Origin of the sequence: Serratia sp. BNK-23 (genome assembly GCF_047456145.1) — a bacterium.
GTDB lineage: Bacteria > Pseudomonadota > Gammaproteobacteria > Enterobacterales > Enterobacteriaceae > Serratia > Serratia nematodiphila.
Genome location: NZ_CP179900.1, coordinates 2,510,528 through 2,531,511 on the forward strand (window position 1 = coordinate 2,510,528; position 20,984 = coordinate 2,531,511).

Annotated in this window: 19 protein-coding genes; 13 read left to right on the forward strand and 6 right to left on the reverse strand. The window is 59.9% G+C overall.

Annotated elements, in window-relative coordinates; all coding sequences use genetic code 11:
* Position 1 precedes the first annotated feature (1 nt).
* The 5 genes from ACMGF9_RS11815 to ACMGF9_RS11835 are packed head-to-tail and all read left to right on the forward strand — an operon-like array spanning position 2 to position 5,544.
* Positions 2-1,279, forward strand: coding sequence for a glycosyltransferase family 2 protein (locus ACMGF9_RS11815; protein WP_031299974.1), 1,278 nt, complete (start codon positions 2-4; stop codon positions 1,277-1,279).
* On the forward strand, positions 1,279-2,727 hold the full coding sequence (locus ACMGF9_RS11820) for a radical SAM protein (RefSeq protein WP_044031246.1): 1,449 nt from the start codon (positions 1,279-1,281) through the stop codon (positions 2,725-2,727). Before ACMGF9_RS11815 ends, ACMGF9_RS11820 begins: the two co-directional genes overlap by 1 nt.
* Before the next feature lie 3 nt (positions 2,728-2,730).
* Positions 2,731-3,540 (forward strand): hypothetical protein, encoded by an 810-nt coding sequence (locus ACMGF9_RS11825; protein ID WP_049188829.1) that lies wholly within the window; start codon positions 2,731-2,733, stop codon positions 3,538-3,540.
* Positions 3,537-4,709, forward strand: a complete 1,173-nt coding sequence (locus ACMGF9_RS11830) for an MFS transporter (protein ID WP_414160251.1) — start codon at positions 3,537-3,539, stop codon at positions 4,707-4,709. The genes ACMGF9_RS11825 and ACMGF9_RS11830 overlap by 4 nt, the downstream gene beginning before the upstream one ends.
* Before the next feature lie 22 nt (positions 4,710-4,731).
* Positions 4,732-5,544, forward strand: a complete 813-nt coding sequence (locus ACMGF9_RS11835) for a hypothetical protein (RefSeq protein WP_069100349.1) — start codon at positions 4,732-4,734, stop codon at positions 5,542-5,544.
* 30 nt (positions 5,545-5,574) lie between these two features.
* Here ACMGF9_RS11835 and ACMGF9_RS11840 read toward each other — a convergent pair whose 3' ends face one another.
* Positions 5,575-6,768, reverse strand: a complete 1,194-nt coding sequence (locus ACMGF9_RS11840) for an MFS transporter (RefSeq protein WP_118892048.1) — start codon at positions 6,766-6,768, stop codon at positions 5,575-5,577.
* 149 nt (positions 6,769-6,917) lie between these two features.
* On the opposite strand from ACMGF9_RS11840, the gene ACMGF9_RS11845 reads away from it, so the two are divergent.
* On the forward strand, positions 6,918-7,835 hold the full coding sequence (locus ACMGF9_RS11845) for an ABC transporter substrate-binding protein (RefSeq protein WP_021504584.1): 918 nt from the start codon (positions 6,918-6,920) through the stop codon (positions 7,833-7,835).
* A gap of 53 nt (positions 7,836-7,888) precedes the next feature.
* Here the strand turns inward: ACMGF9_RS11845 and ACMGF9_RS11850 are convergent, their stop codons facing one another.
* Positions 7,889-9,664 carry a sigma-54-dependent Fis family transcriptional regulator gene (locus ACMGF9_RS11850; protein ID WP_414160252.1) on the reverse strand — a complete coding sequence of 592 codons (1,776 nt, stop codon included), beginning with the start codon at positions 9,662-9,664 and terminating at the stop codon, positions 7,889-7,891.
* A gap of 276 nt (positions 9,665-9,940) precedes the next feature.
* Here ACMGF9_RS11850 and ACMGF9_RS11855 point away from each other — a divergent pair, with 276 nt between their 5' ends.
* The gene (locus tag ACMGF9_RS11855) at positions 9,941-11,461 is read left to right on the forward strand and encodes an aldehyde dehydrogenase family protein (RefSeq protein ID WP_015377854.1); all 1,521 of its coding nucleotides are present in this window, start codon (positions 9,941-9,943) and stop codon (positions 11,459-11,461) included.
* Between the two features lie 55 nt (positions 11,462-11,516).
* On the opposite strand, the gene adhP is transcribed toward ACMGF9_RS11855, so the two are convergent.
* The 3 genes from adhP to ACMGF9_RS11870 form a co-directional block, all read right to left on the reverse strand.
* Entirely contained in the window at positions 11,517-12,533 is a 1,017-nt protein-coding gene (adhP, locus tag ACMGF9_RS11860) for an alcohol dehydrogenase AdhP (protein WP_118892049.1), read from the reverse strand.
* A gap of 197 nt (positions 12,534-12,730) precedes the next feature.
* Positions 12,731-14,020, reverse strand: a complete 1,290-nt coding sequence (gene blh / locus ACMGF9_RS11865) for a bifunctional sulfur transferase/dioxygenase Blh (protein ID WP_414160253.1) — start codon at positions 14,018-14,020, stop codon at positions 12,731-12,733.
* A gap of 16 nt (positions 14,021-14,036) precedes the next feature.
* Positions 14,037-14,822, reverse strand: a complete 786-nt coding sequence (locus ACMGF9_RS11870; protein ID WP_075685354.1) for a sulfite exporter TauE/SafE family protein — start codon at positions 14,820-14,822, stop codon at positions 14,037-14,039.
* Positions 14,823-15,013: 191 nt separating this feature from the next.
* Here ACMGF9_RS11870 and ACMGF9_RS11875 point away from each other — a divergent pair, with 191 nt between their 5' ends.
* Together ACMGF9_RS11875 and ACMGF9_RS11880 are read left to right on the forward strand one after the other, a co-directional pair.
* Entirely contained in the window at positions 15,014-16,252 is a 1,239-nt protein-coding gene (locus ACMGF9_RS11875) for an FAD/NAD(P)-binding oxidoreductase (protein WP_351006947.1), read from the forward strand.
* Positions 16,253-16,379: 127 nt separating this feature from the next.
* A complete protein-coding gene (locus tag ACMGF9_RS11880) occupies positions 16,380-16,673 on the forward strand; it encodes a SelT/SelW/SelH family protein (protein WP_004928553.1) in 294 nt (97 codons plus the stop codon).
* A 6-nt stretch (positions 16,674-16,679) separates the two neighbouring features.
* Here the strand turns inward: ACMGF9_RS11880 and ACMGF9_RS11885 are convergent, their stop codons facing one another.
* The gene (locus ACMGF9_RS11885) at positions 16,680-17,621 is read right to left on the reverse strand and encodes a LysR family transcriptional regulator (protein ID WP_015377850.1); all 942 of its coding nucleotides are present in this window, start codon (positions 17,619-17,621) and stop codon (positions 16,680-16,682) included.
* A gap of 97 nt (positions 17,622-17,718) precedes the next feature.
* Here ACMGF9_RS11885 and ACMGF9_RS11890 point away from each other — a divergent pair, with 97 nt between their 5' ends.
* The 4 genes from ACMGF9_RS11890 to ACMGF9_RS11905 all read left to right on the forward strand — a co-directional run bounded on the left by ACMGF9_RS11890 (position 17,719) and on the right by ACMGF9_RS11905 (position 20,970).
* On the forward strand, positions 17,719-18,918 hold the full coding sequence (locus ACMGF9_RS11890; RefSeq protein ID WP_414160254.1) for an MFS transporter: 1,200 nt from the start codon (positions 17,719-17,721) through the stop codon (positions 18,916-18,918).
* Positions 18,919-19,012: 94 nt separating this feature from the next.
* Positions 19,013-19,507 carry a TIGR00645 family protein gene (locus tag ACMGF9_RS11895; RefSeq protein WP_004928561.1) on the forward strand — a complete coding sequence of 165 codons (495 nt, stop codon included), beginning with the start codon at positions 19,013-19,015 and terminating at the stop codon, positions 19,505-19,507.
* Between the two features lie 188 nt (positions 19,508-19,695).
* A complete protein-coding gene (gene fabZ / locus ACMGF9_RS11900) occupies positions 19,696-20,151 on the forward strand; it encodes a 3-hydroxyacyl-ACP dehydratase FabZ (RefSeq protein ID WP_004928563.1) in 456 nt (151 codons plus the stop codon).
* Positions 20,152-20,181: 30 nt separating this feature from the next.
* The gene (locus ACMGF9_RS11905; RefSeq protein ID WP_004928565.1) at positions 20,182-20,970 is read left to right on the forward strand and encodes a spermidine synthase; all 789 of its coding nucleotides are present in this window, start codon (positions 20,182-20,184) and stop codon (positions 20,968-20,970) included.
* Positions 20,971-20,984 lie beyond the last annotated feature (14 nt).

Genomic DNA, 20,984 nt, shown 5'->3' on the forward strand with positions numbered 1-20,984 from the left:
TATGCGTGATACTGTTTTTGTGTCTGTCGTACTGCCCGTTTATAATGAAAGCGACCGTATTGAGGCGGTTTTACTTTCGCTGTTCAATCAGCACACCAAGAATGAATTAATCACCCACGACACTTACGAACTGATTGTCGTTGATAACAACTCCACCGATGATTCCGTCGCTAAAATAAACGCGTTTAGTGAAAGGCATCCGGCTATGGCCATTCATGTTATCGCCGAAACGGTGCAGGGTGTCTCCTCGGCCAGAAAACGCGGCATGGACTATGCGTCGCTGCGTTCTAAAGCCCGCGACAGCCGGCTGGGAAATAAACGCAAGCACTATATCGTTTCCGCCGATGCCGATTGCACCGTGGATGCATTTTGGCTTTACGAGCTGGTGAATACCATGATCGAGCAACAAGGCGACCTGGGCACCTGCAACTATTACTACCCTCCCGCAGAGTTTGAGCACCGCCCCAACCTGTTCCGCGAGATCCAAAAAACGCTGCGTCTGCGCGAATTTTCGTTCTCCCTGTTCGGCGGCTTCCCCGACGGCAAAGGGTTCGGGGTGGAGCGCAGCCTGTATGACGCGGTAGGCGGCATCGAAATCTTCTACCAGCTCAACCATGGCCGCTTTGTCGAACACCTGTCCGACGACTGGGACTTCGGCATTAAGGTCATCGCCTACGGCGGCAAGCCGGTTTACGCTCGCCATGCTTACGTTGAGATCAACAGCCGCCGGGTGGACACCATTCTCGATGAGGTGATCAACGGCATCGCCTACGGTAAGGACGGCATCATTATCATGAAGGACGTCCGGCCGGACGTTGAGCGGCAGAAAACCGCGCTGGCGGACGCCACGCCGGCGGAGGCGAAACTGGCCTGGGACTACTCGGTCAAGGACTACACGCCAAAGAATATCTTACTGCCGGTGCTGCTCAATCCGTATCTGCTGTTGGAAAACAGCGAAGTGCGCGATTTCTTCTCCGGTTCGCTGGCCGACAGCCTCTACCGCCGCATTCACGAGCTGAAACACGAGATGCGCATCATCGATTTCAAACCGATCCATGCCTACAAAACCCCCGCCTATCGGCTCTACCTCGAATTTCGCGATGCGCTGTTTGCCGCCATGCGGCGCGCCGTCGGTGACGATATCGGCTTCCCGCCCGCATTGCCGGCCTGCTTCGATACGATCAAAGACGAGGATTTCACCCGCTTTGTTTATTACTTCTGTGAAGACCGCGAGTCCGGCGAAGCCCACAACTATTTCGGCAACGGAGGGGTATTCTGATGAACGACGAAGCCTTGCACTCATTGCTGGATATCGATGAAAACTATCCCACGCCGCGGGTGAACGCGTTCCTGGCGCAACCGGAAAACCGGGCCTTTCTGGAGTACGTCCATAAGGATCCGTTCGGCTGTCACGTGTTCCCCGGCGATCTCGTCGACTACCCGCTGGCCGCGTTTTTTGCCGATATGGAGGCCGACATTCGCCAGGCGGGCAAAATCCACCTCTGGGCCTATATCCCGACCTGCCGCTATCGCTGCCATTTTTGTCAGTACCCCACGGTGATCCTCAATCCCAAGGCGCCCGCCTCTCAGGCGGTATTTCGCGATTTGGTCGATTTCAACATCAAGGAGGCGCAAATGTGGCTGGCGCGCGTGCCCAGCCTGGCCGAAGTGGAGATCGGCGAATTCAACGTCTTTGGCGGCACGCCGTCCTTGCTGCCGGAGCCGGAGCTGCGCCGCATGATGGCCTTCTACTTCAGCCACTTTAACTTCACCAACGCCACCCTGCGCTTCGAAGGGGAGCCCGGCACCCTGAACAAAGCCTATCTGGCGCTGCTGAAAGAGCTCGGCTTCAGCAAAATCAGTTTCGGCACCCAATCCTTCAATGACGACATCATCACCGCCTGCGGGCGCATGCACTCGGCCGAAGAGTGCGTGGAGACCATTCATCACGCGCGCGCGCTCGGCATTGATTGGGTCAGCGTGGATCTCATTTACGGCATGCTGGGCCAAAGCGTGGACGACGTGAAATACGACATGGAAAAAACCCTCGAGCTGAATCTGTCGCACGTCGTCTGCACCAAGCTGCACATGGATGAGTTTATTAAAAATCGCACCGGCGTCTCGGGCGAGCGCGAAAGCCTGTGGCAGAAAAAGGGGCTGCTCAGCATCAACAACCTGCGCTTCCCTGGGCTGGGCAAACAGTACCAAATGCGCGAGCTGGTCGAGAACTACCTGAATGGCGGCTATACCGAACACCCCACCATGTATTTTCACCGCAATGATCAACAGCCGGAAAAGTGGAAAGCGCTCATCACCGATCTCGACAAGCAGTATCCGGAAGTGGCGATCGGTTTGGGCGGCAGCTCCAAATCGACGCGATCCGAAGCCATCAACATCACCGGTTACAAGAAGTACAAGGAAGCGCTCAACCAAGACCGCCTGCCCATCGAGGAAAGCCGCGGTTTCTCCCCGATCCAGCGTGAAGTGAACGCCTTCAAAATGGCGCTCTCCACCTTGCTGCCGGTGGACGATCGGGTGTTTAAACGGCGCTTTGACGGCAACAGCCTGTTTGCCAACCCGGTCATCCGCCGCACGTTGAAAATCCTGGTAGATAAAGCGCTGGTCACCGTCGATGGCCCGTGCGTGACGCTCACGCCCATCGGCGTCACGCTGGTCGAAGCCATTATCAATACCCAATTTTCCGCCGCATTCGCCAATCAGGAGTGAAAGATGACGACGATAGTCTCCGATCCCAAACCGGTATTCAGCTTCTATTACATCGGCATCGATACCGAAGCCGGCGTCACGCCACAACAGTTTGAAACCTTCGTGCGCGAACAAGGCGTACATATCCCCTGTTATCCCGGCTGGCGCTGGACGTTGCTGCGCGGCCTGCGCGGCGAACGCGTCGGGCAATACCTGATGCTGTACGAGATTGACAGCGCCGAGCAGCGCGATCGTTACGTCACCGCCACCGGGCAGAGAACGGCGCACGCGCACGAATTCTGGCGGCGGCATGCCGCCGCGCAGGAAATCCTCGCCGAGTGGCGAAAACTGGGCACCTACAGCCTGCTACCGACGCTGTTCAGCGATTATCGCCTGCTGGCTGAGAACAGAAAAAGCGACGTGCCGCCCGGCCCGCGCTACCGGGAACGGCCGGGCGAACCGCCTGAGGCGCGCATTATCGGCATCCACAATCTGGCGCTGCGCGAAGGCGTGACCCCGGCGCAATTCGAACGCTTTATCGCCGAAAATCACCATCGCATTGAGGATTATCCGGGCTGGAAGTTTCACTTGCTGAAGGGAGAGCGCGGCAATCGGCTCGACCAGTACGCGGTGATGATGGAAATCGTCAGCCTGGCGGCGCTGGACGTGTTCTATCCGGAGCCCGATATCGCCACCGCCGAAGCGGCAACCTTCGCCAAAGCGCATCGCGACACCAAGCAAATGTATGAAGAGTGGAAGCAACTGGCGTCATTTTCCGGTTCACCGCAGATTTATACCGATTATCTGTCCGTCGCACAGAGCCGATCGTCATGATGCTGCCTTGGCTAACCGGCGAGGCCGCAGAGAATCATCGCCGGCAAATCGCCACCCGAGCGATCTTCTTCCTCGCCGGGTTGGGCATGGCTGCCTGGGCGCCGTTGATCCCTTTCGTGAAAGCGCGATTGGGCATCGATGACGGCGCGCTCGGTTTGCTGCTGTTTTGCCTCGCCGCCGGCTCCATGGCGATCATGCCCTTCGCCGGTTATCTGATCGCCAAACTGGGGTGCCGTGCCGTGTTGCTGGGCGCAGGCGCCTTGCTGTGCATCGACTTGCCGCTGTTGGCGTTACTCGATGCTCCGCTGTTGATGGGGGCGGCATTGGGGGTATTTGGCGCCGTCAACGGCATCATGGATGTGGCGATGAACTCACAGGCGATAATCGTCGAGCGGGAGAGCGGCCAGGCGAAAATGTCCGGTTTTCATGGCTTCTACAGCCTTGGCGGCATTGCCGGCGCCGGCGGCGTCAGTCTGTTGCTGCTGGCGGGCCTCGCCCCGGCCCAGGCCATCGGCCTGATCGCCCTCCTCATCGCGATCCTGCTGCTGATCGTCGCCGGCGATTTACTGGCGCACGGCAGCATCGGCGAGCGGCGACGGGGCGGCGCGCGGTGGGCGCTGGCCCACGGCAAGATCCTGTTTATCGCCCTGCTCTGTTTCTTCGTGTTCCTGACCGAGGGGGCGATGCTCGACTGGTCGGCATTATTCCTGCATGCCGAGCGCGGCGTGGCCAAATCGCAGGCGGGGATCGGGTTCACGCTGTACGCCGTCGCCGTGGCCTGCGGGCGGCTGTATGGCGACAGGCTGATCGGCGCCGTCGGGCGCTTCCGCACTCTGCTGCTCGGCAGCCTGTGCGCTGCGGCAGGCGTGCTGTTGACCGTCACCGTCCCTCTGGCATCGGCCGCCTTTGGCGGGTTGATGCTCGCCGGCCTGGGCATCGCCAACATCGTTCCCATTCTGTTCAACGCCGTCGGCAATCAAAAACAGGTGCCGCCTGGCCAAGCGTTTCCGGCCGTGACGCTGGTCGGCTATCTCGGCTTATTAACCGGCCCGGCGCTGATCGGTTTTATCGCCAATTACACCAGCCTGGCCCTGGCGTTCGGCTGCACGCTGCTGTGCCTGTTGCTGGTCAGCATCAGCGCCAAAGCCGTGACGAACACATCTCACTAACTTAACTTGCGAGGATCGTTTAATGCATGCATCAACCACGCCAGTTTTCTCCCTGCACTACGTGGGAATCAACCTGAAACGGGGCGTCGCCTCGGATCGTTTCGAAGCGTTCGTTCGCCGTAAAGGCGTCGCCATCCCGGCCTATCCCGGCTGGCGATGGACGCTGCTGCGCGGCCTGCGCGGCGAGCGTGAAAATCAGTACCTGATGGTTTATCAGGCTAAAGACGCCGCCACCTACGCGCGCTATATCGACGGCAACGGCGAGCTGACCGACGAGGCGCACGCCTTTTGGCGGCAGCGTCCGGAGGCCGCCGCGCTGATTGAGGAGTGGAAAACCTTCGCGACCTTCGCCGAACTGCCGACCCTTTACACCTGTTACCGTCTGGTGGCCGAGAATAGCCGCAGTTCATTGCCGCCCGGCCCCAATTACCGCAGCGAACCGGGGAAGGAAAGTATTCAGCGTGTCATCGGCATTCATAACCTGGCGCTTAAAGCAGGGGTCTCGCCCGAGCGGTTTGAACGGTTCATTACCGACAACATCCACCGCGTGGAAGACTACCCGGGCTGGAAGTTTCACCTGCTGAAGGGCCAGAGCGGCAACCGGCTGGACCAATACGCGGTGATGCTGATCATTGAAAGTCTGGCGTCGCTCAACGCGTTCCATCCGGAGCTCGATGTTTCAACCGAGCAAGCGCTCAGGTTCGTGGCCGAGCATCAGGACACCGAACGCATGTACGACGAGTGGAAAACACTGGCGTCGTTCTCCGGCGCGCCGCAAATCTACACGGATTACCTGGCGATTGGCGGCAACGAGAATGACGCCCATCCGGCGTAAACCGCGCGGCGGCGTTGAGCGCCGCCGCTTTCACGGCCGCCGTTCGCCGAACGGCGCCAGCTTCATGCCGATAAGCGTCACCACGCAGATGAGCGCCCCGGCGTAGAAGGTGGAGGCGGAACCGAACAGCTCCCACAGGGCTCCGGCCCCGAGACTCGCCAGCAGCAATGCCACGCCACCGATCAGATTGAACATGCCGAACGCGGTGCCGCGCAGGTGCGCCGGCGCAGTGTGCGCCACCATCGCCGCCAACAGTCCCTGCGTCATGCCCATGTGCACGCCCCACAGCGCCACGCCAAACAGCACCCCGCCCCAATGATCGCTCAGCGCCAATACCAGATCGGCGGCGATCAGCACCAGCAGCCCGGCTTTCAGCAATCCTTCATGGCTCATGCGGTCGGACAATTTACCGAACGGATAGGCCGAACAGGCGTAGACCAGATTCATGGCGACCATCACCAGCGGGATCAGCGCCAGCGGCGTGCCGCCCTGCTGCGCCTTCAACACCAGGAACGCTTCACTGAAGCGCGCCAGCGTAAAGATCGCGCCGATGCTCACCACCCACCAATAGCTGCGCCCCAGCAGCCGCAGGTTGGCGCGGGTGATCGGGTTGGTGCGCTTGTGGATTATCGCGGTGGCCGGCTCTTTCAGGCCGAAAAACAGCAGCGCAATCGCCAGCGCCGCCGGGATCGCCGCCACCCAGAAGATGGCGCGAAAATCGTTGTGCCACAGCAGCATCAGGCCGACGGCCAGCAGCGGCCCTAAAAAGGCACCGACGGTATCCAGCGACTGGCGTAGCCCGAAAGCCGCGCCGCGGATCTCCGGCGGCGTCACGTCGGCCACCAGGGCATCGCGCGGCGCCCCGCGGATGCCTTTGCCCACGCGATCCAGCAGGCGCGCGCTCATCACCATGCCGGACGACGACGCGATGGCGAAAAACGGTTTGCTGATGGCGCCCAGCCCGTAGCCCAGCAGCGCCAGCCCCTTGCGTTTGCCGAGGTAATCGCTGAGCACGCCGGAGAACACCTTGACGATCAACGCCGTCGCCTCCGCCAGCCCTTCGATCAACCCGATGACGATCACGCTGGCACCGAGCGTCGTCGCCATAAACAGCGGCAACAGGCTATGGATCATCTCCGAGGAAACGTCCATCAGCAGGCTCACGCCACCCAATACCCACACGCCGCGCGGTATGCGGCCCAACGTAGCGAAACGCGACGACATGGTGCATCCTCGATCGATTCAGCGCCGCCAGAGGCGCCTCATGATTTTTCCAAGATTGGTTAGTTGATTTTGTTCGTTCACAGATCTGCCGCCTTTAGAGATAGTGCAACGACCGTGTGACACCCATAATAATGAAGGTAATTAACATAATGATATATAGCAAAAAGATGATAGTGATTGCGGCGCTGCTGAGTTTTTCCGCCGCCGCCGCACCAGGCGTGGATCTCGTCGCCAACGAAACGCCGATCCACACGGTGAAGAGCGCCGAAGCCGTGGCCAAAATCCCCGCCGGCTTCCGGTTCGTGGAACCCGGCACGCTGACGGTCGCCATTTCTCTGCTGGGCAGCGGCCCGCCGTTCGGCCTGTACGCCCGCGACAATAAAACGGTGATTGGCAGCGAGGCGGACATTGCGCGCCTGGTGGCCGACGGTTTGGGGTTAAAACTCAAGCTGGTGCCCACCTCGTGGGAAGACTGGCCGCTGGGGGTGGCCTCCGGCAAATATGACGCCGCGGTTTACAACATCACCGTGACCAACGAACGCAAGACCAAATTCGATTTCGCCACCTATCGGCAGGATACGCTGGGTTTCTACGTCAAATCCGACAGTAAAATCACCCAGATCAAAACCGCGCCGGATATCGCCGGTAAAAAGATCATCGTCGACTCCGGCACCAATCAGGAAGCGGTGCTGCTGGCCTGGGACAAAGAGAACCGCGCCAAGGGGCTGGCGCCGCTGCAGCCGGTGTATGTCACCGACAAGGCCGCCTCCACGCTGGCTATTCAGTCCGGCCGCGCCGACGCCACCTTCGGGCCCAACGTTTCCGGCGCTTATCAGGCGCGGCTGACCGGCAAAACCCGGCTGGTGGGCATCGTGCCCGGCGGCTGGCCGAAGACCGCCAACATCGCCGTCACGCTGAAGAAAGGCAACGGCCTGGTGGACGCGGTGCAGGCTTCGCTCAACAGCGCCATCGCCAACGGCAGCTATCTGCAGGTGCTGGATCGCTGGGCGGAGAGCGACGAGAAGATTGCCCATTCCGAGATTAACCCGCCGGGGCTGGGGGATTGAGAGAGCAACAGGCCCCGCGCAGCGGGGCCTTATCGCCGCTCAATCGCGCCGCCTTATTCCGCCGCCGTTTTCTGCCTCCCCAGCTTGCGGTACAGCGTGCTGCGTGAAACGCCGAGCGCCTTCGCCGCCCGGCTGAGATTGCCGCCCGCCCTGTCGATCGCCGCCTGCAGCGCCCCCAGATCGGTATCGGCGTTCTCTTGCCGTGGCGCCAGCACCGCGATGGACTGAGGAAGATCGTCCAGGGTAAGCACCGCATGATCGTCCGCCAGCGCCAGCAGCACCTTGAGCGTGCTCAACAGTTGCCGCACGTTGCCGGGCCACGGATAGCGCGCCAGCATCGCCAGCGCCTCCGGCAACAGACGAATGTCGCGCCGCTCGCCGCCCAGCTCTCGCCACAGCTGCAAAATGAAGGCTTCCAGCTGCGCCCGCTCTCTGAGCGGCGGAATGCGCAGGCTGTATTCCTGTATGCGGTACAGCAAATCCTCGCGAAACGCCCCCGCTTCCACCTGCCGATGCAGATCGTGGTGCGTGGCGCAGACCAGCACGAATTCGACCGGATAAGCGCTGCGGCTGCCGAGCGGGGTGACCGTTTTTTCCTGTAACACCCGCAGCAGGCGCGTTTGCAGACCCGCCGGCATGTCACCGATTTCATCGAGAAACAGCACGCCGCCGTCCGCCTCGCGGATCTTGCCGATGTAGCCTTTCGGATTGGCGCCGGTAAACGCCCCCGGCGCATAGCCAAACAGTTCGGATTCGATCAGCGGCTCAGGCAGCGCCGCGCAGTTGATCGCCACGAAGTTGCCGTTGCGCCAGCGGCTCTCTTGAAACAGGCGGCGGCTGAAATGCTCTTTACCGCAGCCGGTTTCGCCGGTCACGCACAGCGAAAGGCCGGCGTTGAGAATGCGCAGCGCTTTCTGATGCTGCTCGTCGTGCCGTTCCGCCGGCGGCGCAGAACGCAGAGCGCTGACGCGTCGCTGCGGCGCCTCAAGCAACGAATAATAGTGCTGTTGATTGCCGGCCAGCGTCTGGCGCGGTGCCCCGGAAGGCTGTCGCAACAGGTCGGGAAACAGCTGGGTGAACTCAACGGAGCCGAATGAGGCCGACGAGAGCTGGAACTCCATCATCGCCAGTCGATTGGCGGCGATCAGCACTTCGTCGTGAAACACCAGCAGCAGCTCTTGCGCGCTGCCCAGGCAGCGGGCATCGGTGTGCAGACGCAGCGTCCAGTGGCGGTCGGCGATCGCGCTTCTGACCCAGCGGTGTTCGATATGCCGCACCGCCTGCATGATCAGGCGCTGTGCATCGCGGTACGGGCGCTGCGCGGGTGCGGAGAGATCCAGTATGCCGGCAATGCGGCCATCCGGCCGATAGATCGGTGCGGCGGTGCAGTTCAATCCGGCATTTTGGTTGAGAAAATGCTGGTCGCCGCGCACTTCGCAGAACGCGCCCAGCGCCAGCGCGGTGCCGATGGCGTTGGTGCCCCGCTCCGCTTCTCCCCACTGGTTGCCCGGCGCCAGCGCAAAGCGCGACGCCTTATGCAGAAAGTCGGTATTGCCGCGGGTTTCCAGCACCAACCCGTCGGCGTCGGCGATCACCACAATGGCGGGCTGGCGCGTAATTTGCGCGCCCAGCTGCTCGATCAGCGGCTGTACCCGCTGCGGCACCCAATCGTTGCGGCTGCGCAGCTCTTCGAGCAATCCGGCTTTGATAAACGGGATATGTTGATCGGTGCGCGTCAAGCCATAACCCTGGCTGCGTTGCCAGGATTCCGCCAACGGCTGGGTCAGCAAGCTGGCGCCCTCTGCGGGCAAGCGGTCGTCAGACAACATGCGTTTCTCCCCCGTTCGCGAGTGTTGCAAATGTGTATCATAAATGTGTATCAGGCGTTGCGACACGGGACACAAAAAATCATCGGCGACGGCGGCGCCACCCGAAGTTCTCAGCCCTCTCAATGCTTAATGTTTTAATAACTCGTTCTTTTTTTTACGGATGCTACCTCTGTCGCTAATCTGGCACGCGCCGTGCTTCTCTTTGCTGCGGCGACATGCCGCATTCACAGGCGCAGCCCAATAGCGCCGCTTTTCATCTGCAGAGAGGTGCTTAACATGAAATATGTCCACCCCGGTTTGCCTGGCTCGCTGGTTTCGTTCCGCAAACGCTATGGCAACTACATTGGCGGCAAATTCGTCGAACCGGTATCCGGCAACTACTTCACCAACACCTCGCCGGTGACCGGCCAGCCGATCGCCGAATTCCCGCGTTCCGACGCCAAAGACATCGAGCTGGCGCTTGACGCGGCGCATGCGGCGGCGGACGCCTGGGGTAAAACCAGCGTGCAGGAGCGTTCCAACGTGCTGCTGGCGATCGCCGATCGCATCGAATCGCGGCTGGAGATGCTGGCGCTGACCGAAACCTGGGACAACGGCAAACCGATCCGCGAAACCCTGAATGCCGATCTGCCGTTGGCGGTCGACCATTTCCGTTACTTTGCCGGTTGCCTGCGCGCGCAGGAAGGCACCGCGGCGGAGATCGACCAGAACACCGTGGCCTACCATATCTATGAACCGCTGGGCGTGGTCGGCCAGATCATTCCGTGGAACTTCCCGCTGCTGATGGCCGCCTGGAAACTGGCGCCGGCGCTGGCGGGCGGTAACTGCGTGGTGCTGAAACCGGCGGAACAAACGCCGCTCGGCATCAGCGTGCTGATGGAAGAGATCGGCGATCTGCTGCCGCCGGGCGTGCTCAACGTGGTACAAGGTTTCGGCGCCGAGGCCGGCGAAGCGCTGGCGCGCAGCAAACGCATCGAAAAAATCGCCTTCACCGGCTCCACGCCGGTCGGCCGCCACATCCTCGCCTGTGCGGCGGAGAACATCATCCCCAGCACCGTCGAGCTGGGCGGAAAATCGCCGAACATTTATTTTGAAGACATCATGCAGGCGGAACCGGAGTTTATCGACAAAGCGGTTGAGGGGCTGGTGCTGGGCTTCTTCAACCAGGGGGAGGTGTGCACCTGCCCTTCACGCGCGCTGATCCAGGAATCCATCTACCCGCAGTTTATGGAGAAAGTGCTGGCGCGTATCGCCACCATCCGCCAGGGCGATCCCTTCGACACCGAGACCATGATCGGCGCCCAGGCGTCAAAACAGCAGTACGACAAGATCCTGTCCTATATCGAGATCGCTAAAAACGAGGGAGGCAAAATCGTTGCGGGCGGCGAGCCCGCTCAGCGCGGCGACGAAGTGCAAAACGGTTTCTACCTGCAGCCGACGCTGATTACCGGCAACAACAGCATGCGTTTCTTCCGCGAGGAGATCTTCGGGCCGGTGATTGGCGTCACCACCTTCAAGGATGAGGCCGAAGCCCTGGCGCTGGCCAACGACACCGAGTTTGGGCTGGGCGCCGGGCTGTGGACCCGCGACATCAACCGCGCTTACCGCATGGGCCGCGCGATCAAGGCCGGGCGCGTGTGGACCAACTGCTACCACCTGTACCCGGCGCACGCCGCGTTCGGCGGCTACAAGAACTCCGGCATCGGACGCGAAACCCACAAGGCGGCGCTGTCGCACTATCAACAGGTGAAAAACCTGCTGGTCAGCTACGACGCCAAGCCGCTGGGCCTGTTCTGAATCCGGCGTAATGACAAGAAGGCCACCCGCAGGTGGCCTTCTTTTTTCGCGTGGCCTACTTCGTCATGCCGAGATCGATCACCATGCGACCGCGAATGGTGCCCGCCTTCATCTCGTCGAAGATGGCGTTGATATCCCCCAGCGGCCGCTTGGTCACTTTCGGCGTCACCTTGCCTTCGGCGGCGAACTGGAACGCCTCCTTCAGATCTTCGCGTGTGCCCACCAGCGAACCCACCACCTGAATGCCGTCCAGCACCAGGCGCGGAATGCTCAGATCCATGCTCTCCGGCGGCAGCCCCACGGCCACCACTTTACCGCCGGCGCGCACCGCATTCACCGCCGAGTTGAAGGCGGCTTTCGCCACCGCCGTCACCACCGCCGCGTGAGCGCCGCCGGTTTGCTGCTGAATGATCTCCTCCGCGTTTTGCGTTTTGGAGTTGATGGTCAGATCGGCGCCGATCTGTTTGGCGAACTCCAACTGACCGTCGTTGACGTCGATGGCGATCACTTTGGCGTTAAACACGTTCTTGGCATACTGCAGCGCCAGGTTGCCCAGCCCGCCCAAGCCGTAGATGGCGATCCACTGCCCCGGTTTGATATCGGAAATCTTCACCGCCTTGTAGGTGGTGACGCCGGCGCAGGTGATGCTGCTGGCGGCGAAAGAATCGAGCCCATCCGGCACTTTCACCGCGTAGTCCGCCACCACGATGCACTCTTCCGCCATGCCGCCGTCAACGCTATAGCCGGCGTTTTTCACCGAGCGGCACAGGGTCTCGTTGCCGCTGACGCAGTATTCGCAATGGCCGCACCCCTGGTAAAACCAGGCGACGCTGGCGCGGTCACCCACTTTTAACGAGGTGACGCCCTCACCGACGGCGGAGACCACGCCGATGCCCTCATGCCCCAACGTAATGCCCGGCACCTCACCGAAATCGCCATTTTTCACGTGCAAATCGGTGTGGCACACCCCGCAACACTCCATTTTCAACGCCGCTTCGCCGTGCTTCAGCGGGCGCAGCACTTTATCCTGAATGTCTACGGTATGGTTTTTCGTCACTACGGCAGCTTTCATGGTGTTTTCCTTAGCAGAGTGGGAAGTACAGTTGTTAATGTAGTGACTGTATTCGGTGAGGGCAAGCGCCGCGTGTTTTGTGTAAAAACAAATAATTAAATATGAATCAGTCTGCTTATTTCATAAAAAACCATTAACAGACGGCGCGATCGCCTCGAGGTTGGCAGCCGTGAACGATCGCGCCTCCACGGCTTGATTTATCCCTTGAAGCGATTAACTGGGATTTTGAGGTAGTGCCGCCCATTATCTTCGCAATCTGGCAGAACGCCGCCGCGAATATTGACCTGCAGCGCCATCAGCATCAATTCCGGATGCGGCAACGTGGCGTCTCGCTGCTTTCTTTGCGCGATAAATTGGGCTTTATCCATGTTGGCCACCCAGGGGTTGTTCTCGCGCTGCTCTCGCACGGTGCTTTCCCAGCGGGCCTCACGCCCCGCCGGGCGATAATCATGGCCGGTAAACAGGCGGGTATCCGCTGGCAGGCTCAAGATCCGCTGCAACGAATCCCACAGGGCTTCCGCATTCCCGCCGGGGAAATCGGCCCTTGCGGTGCCGCTGTCCGGCATGAAAAACGTATCGTGAATAAACGCCGCATCGGCGATGTGATAAGTGACGGACGCCAGGGTGTGGCCAGGAGACAGCAAGACTTCAGCACGCAGGTTGCCGATAAAAAAGACGTCCCCATCCGCAAACAGCGCATCCCACAGGGTCTCGGCGGGAGGCAGTTCCTTCAAATTATAGATGTCTTGCCACAGCCCCTGCACAGCGGTAATTTTTTCGCCTATGCCGGTGAGGGCGCCGGTTTTCTGCGCCAGCCAGGTGGCGGCAGAAAAATGGTCGGCATGCGGGTGCGTATCCAGCACCCAGGCCACTCCCCATCCTTGCTGCTGGATAAAGCTTAAAATGGTGCGGGCCTGCTGATGCGAGACCGTGCCCGATCGGCGATCAAAATCCAGCACCGGGTCGATGATGGCGCAGCGACGCGCTGCGGGATCGGCGACGACATACTGCAGGCTGCCGCTTTCCGGCTCATAAAACGCGTGCACTTGCGCGTGAGGCTGAACGGCCTGATGCCGGCCATACCAGCTGAGCGCCTTATCGGCATCGGCGCCATACTCTGCGCACTGGCTGCGAAATTGCGCTTCGTCTATCTGGCCTTCGCGCAGCGCATACAGCAGGGAAAGGCAGGCAGAACGCGCTCCGCTCCTGCAATGCGCCAGGGTCTTCTCACCCCGCCGCAACAGGTAATGGAAGGTATAAACGGTCTCCCAGCTCAGCGTGTCGAATGTGTAAGGCAGATAGACGTAGCCCATTCCCCATTGCTCAGCCAACGCTTTTTCTTGTTGATGGTTAAGGTACTCGCCCGGCTCTTCATCTGGCCGATTGTTGACGATAAACCGATAGCCTTGTTGATGCAGGATGGCGAAATCATTCGCTGCGGGCGCCCCCGAAAAGGAGAGCTGATGATGGTAAGTACGGATGTGCATATTTTTTCCTTTTGTTTTATAGGCTTTTAAAAAGCATATAAAGAGCCAGCGCCAACAACATGCCGGCATAGAGCACACGGATAATGTCCTCGCGTTTTTTCAGGCGCTCGGTGAGCGCCACCCCCACGACGCCCCCCAGAACGCCGCCGACGATGAGCCAGCAGGTAATGACCAGCGACACCTTGCCGGACATGGCATAGCTTGCGCTTGTCGATAATCCCATGGCGGAAACCACGACCAGTGAGGTCGCCACCGCTTCAACCAGCGAAAAGCGGAAGAACCAGAGCAGCGCCGGCACCACCAAAAATCCGCCGCCGATGCCCAAAAAACCGGCCACCGCGCCCAGCGCCAGTACGCTGGGCCACACGATGGCGGGATGAAATGTCGGATGGGAGGACGGTAATCCGTTGCCTGCCCGATGATTTTTTTTCAGCGTCAATCCGGCGACAACCAGCATCAGCAGAGAGAATGGCAGGGTTAAATGGTGCCCGTCCGTCATTTTTCCCACCTGAGAGCCCGCCAGCGTTCCCACCACCGCCACCAGCGAAACGGTAACGCCGGTCCGCCACCGGACGTTTCCTTTGGCGGCATGAACAAAAAGATTGATCAGCGCGCTAATGGCAACGGACATGGCACTGGTGCCTATAACCAAGTGCGTATCCGGGATTTTCACCATATACAGCAGCAAGGGCACGCAGACGATGGATCCGCCTCCCCCGGTCAGAGCCAGGAGAAATCCGACTATTCCCCCGGTTATCACCAACAGCGTCAGGGTATAAAAAGTAAAATGGAAAAAATCCAATGCATTAATTCCCTTTCGATATTTATGGCATTTATTAACGATCAGCTTGCGTTGATTGTCAAATAACTTATTACATTTAGCTATTACATATAGCTAAATAGAATATGAAATTTTTAATATAACCATAAGTTCTATAAATTATCTTTAAATCTGAGCCGCAACCCCCTACTTTCTTATGAAAGGAGACCTGCATGAAACCAGAAAAAATAAACACCCTGAAGAAAGTTGTTGTTATTGGCGGTGGTTCATCTGGCATCGGCGTCATCGCAAGCATAAGGAAGCGAGTTAAAGATGCGGATATAACTGTCGTTGAACCCAATGACTGTCATTATTACCAGCCGGCATGGACCCTGGTGGGCGGCGGGCTCTTTGATATCAATAAAACGCAGCGCGCCATGCGCGATGTTATTCCTTCTGGCGTCTCATGGCTCCAGGACAGCGTTGTCAGGGTTGATCCCAATGAAAAATATATCGAGACCCGTCAGGGTAAACGCGTAAGCTATGATTTCCTTATTGTTGCCTGCGGCCTTGTTTTACGTTGGGATAAAATAGAAGGCCTTGAAGAGACGTTAGGATTTAACGGCGTCACCTCTAATTATCGTTTTGATCTTGCAGAATACACCTGGCAACTGGTCCGGGAGATGCAAGGCGGCAAGGCGATATTTTCCCAACCCACGCTTCCCATAAAATGCGCCGGCGCGCCGCAAAAAGCCTTATATCTTTCATGCGACCATTGGCGGCGGCAAGGCGTTCTGAATAATATTAACGTCAATTTCTGCCTTGCGGGCACGGCGGTTTTCGGCATTCCGCAATTTGTCCCCCCGCTGAGCGGCTATTTGGAAAAATACCGTGCACAGGTCAACTTCAATCATAATTTAATCCGTATAGATGGCGAAAATCGGCAAGCGATATTTGCCGTGGAGACAAATGAAGAGGAAAAACGCGAGTTAACCCTGCCCTTCGATATGCTTCACGTGGTGCCGCCTCAATCAGCCCCGGCGTTTATTTCGCAAAGCGGACTCGCGGATGGCGCCGGCTGGTGCGATGTGGATAAATTGACGCTGCAACATAAGCATTGGCCGGATATTTTTGCGGTAGGCGACTGTTGCTCAACGCCAAACGCCAAAACCCTGGCGGCAGCGCGAAAGCAGGTGGTAGTGGTGGCGGAAAACGTCGCGGCACGTATTCATGGCACGCCTCTCACAGCCCATTATGATGGTTATGGTTCCTGTCCATTGACGGTCGAGAAAGGCAAAGTTGTGCTGGCGGAGTTTGGCTATGACGGTAAATTGCTGCCCACGTTTCCACTGCTCGACGCAACCCAGCCCAGCCGTATGGCCTGGTGGCTGAAAGCCTGGTTTTTACCCCGGTTTTACTGGGCGGGCATGCTGCGCGGGGTTGAATGGTTTGCCGGAAGCAAGCGGCCGTGATGCACACTCGGCTCCCCTTGTCGCTCTGGCCGCAGCAGGCGCTTGACTATTTGGCGATACACAGCCACCATCGCTTGCGAGCCCGCAGGCTGATTGCAAGCCGTCACCACTAACCGGTCGATCAACGATGAAAAACGCACCCGCCGTTACGATTCACTACTGTTCACAATGCAACTGGCTGCTGCGCGCCGGCTGGATGGCGCAAGAGCTGCTGAACACCTTCGGCGACGATCTCGCCTCCGTCACCCTGATGCCGGGCACCGGCGGGGTCTACCAAATCAGCGTCGATGGCGTGATGATTTGGGATCGCAAGATTGACGGCGGCTTCCCCGATGCGGCGCAGTTAAAGCAGCGGCTGCGCGATCACAGCTTCCCCGATCGTTCTCTCGGCCACAGCGACGGTAAAAAAGCCAGACACTGAAGGCCGTCAGCGCCCCGTCGGCGGCTGCGCGCCGAGAATGCGCGGCATCGTTTCTTTCATCATTTCCATGAATTTGCGTAAACGCGCGGGATAATAGCTGGCGTAGGGATACAACAGGTAAATAGGCAGTGGCTCAGCTCGCCACAGGGGTAACAGCGTCTGCAGAGCACCTTGCGCCAATTCTTCTTTCACCACCCAAGACGACACGATCGCGACGCCCAGCCCTTCCAGCGCCGCCTTGCGCGCCGCATAAAGGCTGTCGGTGCTCAACCTCGGCGCGATGTCGAAACGCCGCTGTTCACCGCTGGTCGCGTGGGTCAAGACGACCTCATTACGATAAAAACTGTTTACCGCCAGCCACGGCAATGAGGCCAAATCGTCGAGATCGACGATCGCCGGTCGTTCAGCCAACAGCGCCGGTGACGCCACCGTGCTGCGCGGCACCTCCGCCAGCAACACCGCCACGACCGACGGATCGGTCACCGCACCGACGTGAATGGCGCAATCCACCCCCTCGGGAATAAAGTCCGGAGAATGATCGTTCAGCGTCCACTCAACGTAAGTTTGCGGGTAGCGCCGCAAATACTCGCCCAACGGACCGATCAGCTGATCCTGGCCGAATGCGTGCGGCGCCCGCACGCGCAACACGCCGACCGGTTCGTCGCGCGCGCCGCCAAGCCCTTCTTCCAGGCTTTGCCATTGTTCAATCAGCCCCCGCGCCTGGCGGTAACAGCGCTCGCCGTCGTCGGTCAGTTTGAGGGCGTGGGTGGTCCGCTGGATCAGTTTGGCGCCCAGCAGCTGTTCCAATGCCTGCAGACGCCGGCTGATCGTCGGCTGCGAAGTGCCCAGCTGCTGCGCCGCCGCCGACAGGCTGCCGCTTTCGACGATGCGCACCAGCGTATGCAGCAAAGTTATGCGGTCGCCGTTAGGTAAGTTAATTTTATTCATACGTTGAGTGTATAACAGTTTTACCTGCGAGGGGGCTACAGCGGCATGAAGCAAGCGGTAAAAATGACCGCACATTCACCTTACAGGAATTTTTGCCATGAGCACCGCCACCATCCACGGCGCACCGTCCGCCAACGTCGTATTTCTGCTGGCCGCCGGCGCCGGCCTCAGCGTCGCGTCAATCTATTACAGCCAGCCCATGCTTGGCATGATGGGCGCCGATTTCCACGCCGGCGTCGCCGATGCCGGCATGGTGCCGACGCTGACCCAGTTAGGCTATGCGCTGGGCATTTTACTGTTGGCGCCGCTCGGCGACCGGTACGATCGCCGGCGGATCATTCTGGTAAAAGGCGCGCTGCTGACGCTGACGCTGTTACTCTGCGCTTTTGCTGCCTCGTTCCCGCTGTTGTTGCTCAGCAGCCTGGCGATAGGCCTGACCGCCACCGTCGCGCAGGACATTATCCCCGCCGCCGCCACGCTGGCGCCGGAGGCCAGCCGCGGCAAAACCGTCGGCGCGGTGATGACCGGGCTATTGGCCGGCATTTTGCTGTCGCGGGTGTTCAGCGGCGCACTCGCCGAGTACGCCGGCTGGCGCAGCGTCTACGCGCTCGCGGCGCTGGGCGTTTTGTCGATCACGCTGGCGATCTGGCGCATATTACCGCGTCTTCGCCCTCATAACGCGCTGAGTTACCCCGCGCTGCTGCGCTCGCTGGGACATCTGTGGGCCGAGTATCCCGCGCTGCGGCGCGCAACGCTGGCGCAAGGCTTTCTGTCATTGGGCTTCAGCGCTTTCTGGTCAACGCTGGCGTTGATGCTGGCGGAGCGCTACCAGATCGGCAGCGCGGCCGCCGGCGCGTTTGGCCTGGCGGGGGCGGCGGGTGCGCTGGCGGCGCCGTTGGCGGGCAGTCTGGCCGATCGGCACGGCCCTGACGTCGTGACCCGTATCGGCGCGGGACTGGTTCTGGCCTCCTTCGCCTTGATGTTTCTGCTGCCGCTGTTGCCGCTCCCGGCGCAACTGGCGCTCATTGCGCTGAGCGCCGTCGGATTCGACCTGGGCATCCAGGCTACGCTGATCGCGCACCAAACCATCGTTTACGGTCTCGATCAGGCAGCCCGCAGCCGATTGAACGCCCTCTTGTTCACCGGCGTGTTCATCGGTATGGCGACCGGCGCCGCCCTCGGCAGCCGCATTCTGGCAAGCGCGGGCTGGCCGGGCGTCGTGGCGCTGGCGACGGCGGCGGGGGCCGTGGCGCTGTGGATCCGCAGCGGGCGCAAAACGGCGCGCGTAGTGGCCTGATAGCGCCCTCTGCTGGCGCAAGCGGTTGATTTCACCCAGGCCTCTTGCGCTATACTGAGCGCCCTTTTTGCTACGCATTTAAAACAATTTTATGATGGAACGCTTGCTAGAAAACGCGATGTACGCCTCCCGCTGGCTGCTCGCGCCGGTTTATTTCGGCCTTTCGCTCACTCTGGTCGCCCTGTCGATCAAGTTTTTTCAGGAAATTCTCCACGTCCTGCCAAATATTTTTGCCGTTACCGAAGCCGATCTGGTGTTGACCTTGCTGTCGCTGATCGACATGGCGCTGGTCGGCGGCCTGTTGGTAATGGTGATGTTCTCCGGCTATGAAAACTTCGTCTCGCAATTGGATATCACCGAAGGGAAAGAGAAACTGAGCTGGCTGGGCAAAATGGACGCCACCTCGCTGAAAAACAAGGTCGCCGCATCTATCGTCGCCATCTCCTCCATTCACCTGCTGCGGGTGTTTATGGACGCCAAGAACGTGCCCGACAACAAGCTGATGTGGTATGTGATCATCCACCTCACCTTCGTGCTCTCCGCCTTCGTGATGGGTTATTTGGACAAGGTGACCCGCTCCAAGCACTAAACGCGCCACCACGCCCGATCGTCAGGATCGGGTGTCTTCCCCTCCTTCGCTGTTCCCCAACCGTCGCCGCCGTCATGTCTTTCATCTGGCACATCTGATGATAATTTTATTATAATGTCATTACACTCATTATGGACCGAACGCCGGCCACCACACCGGATTCGCCGCAGACAGGATCACGCACTTCCATGCCATTAAACGGTCACCCCCTGCAATTCAACGATATTCAGGCGATTCTGCCTCATCGTTATCCCTGCCTGTTGGTCGATCGCGTGCTGCCCGCCGGCACCTGCATTGCCGAAGGCCGGCTGAGCGCCATCAAGAACATCACCGCCAATGAGCCGACGTTCTGGAACGGCCATGCGCACTTCGCCGGTTTTCCCGGCGTGCTGTTGGTGGAAGCGCTGGCGCAAAGCACCGGGCTGCTGGCGCATTATTATCTCGGGGCGTTGAATGAAGGAGAACATTACTACTTCGCTTCCATTCAGCGGGCGCGGTTTTATCGCGCCGCCCGTCCCGGCGACCAGGTGTTGATGGAGGTCGCCTTTGTACGCCGGCGAGGCGCGATCGCCCGCTTCACCGGCCGCGCCAGCATCGATGGCCGGCGCATTTGCACCGCCGATTTCATGTGCGCCCGTAAATAGGCCGCTTGCCAAAGGAAACCTGCGAATACCATGTCTCTGGTTGACAGCTTACTCAGAACCCTCGATTTCTCCCCGCGCGGCCAGGTGATCGCTCGCGAAACCGACGCCTGGGGCGAAATCATCGTTTCCGATCACAAGGACTACCGCACGCTGCGGTTTGACGGCATCTGCGAGCAAAGCAAGATGAGCCTCAGCAACCCCGCGCAGCCGATCCACAACTACATCAAAGCGATGCTGATGGCGGTGGCCTGGCAGCCGCCGACCTCGGCGCTGATCTTGGGGTTAGGCGGCGGCAGCTTGCTGCGTGCGCTGCACGCGCTCGATCCGGCCATGCGTCTGGACGTGGTTGAACTGCGCGCCGCGGTGATCGCCGTCGCGCGCCGCTATTTTACGCTGCCGGCCACCGACACCATCAGCCTGCGTACCGCCGACGCCATGGACTTTGTGCGCCCGCCCGCCGAGACGCGTTACGACCTGATTTTCTCCGATCTCTATTCGGCGTTCGCCATGGATCCGCAGCAAGGCACCCAGACATTCCTGGAAAACTGCGCCGCGCGGCTGAACGACGGGGGCTGGCTGGTGCTCAATTACCACGATCTGCCCGATGAAAACAGCCTGCTGTACCACAGCCTGCACCGGATATTCGGCACCGTATTATTTTGCGTCGCCCCCAGCGGCAACGTGATCATTTACGCCACGCCGGCGCAGGTGACGTTGCCGCTCAGCACGCTGCGCACGCTGGCCGCCGGCAGCGGCGAGCTGTTCAACTGCGAACTCGGCTACCTGTCACGCAAAATAGAACGGCTGCATTTCCGCTAAGAACGAGCGGCGAC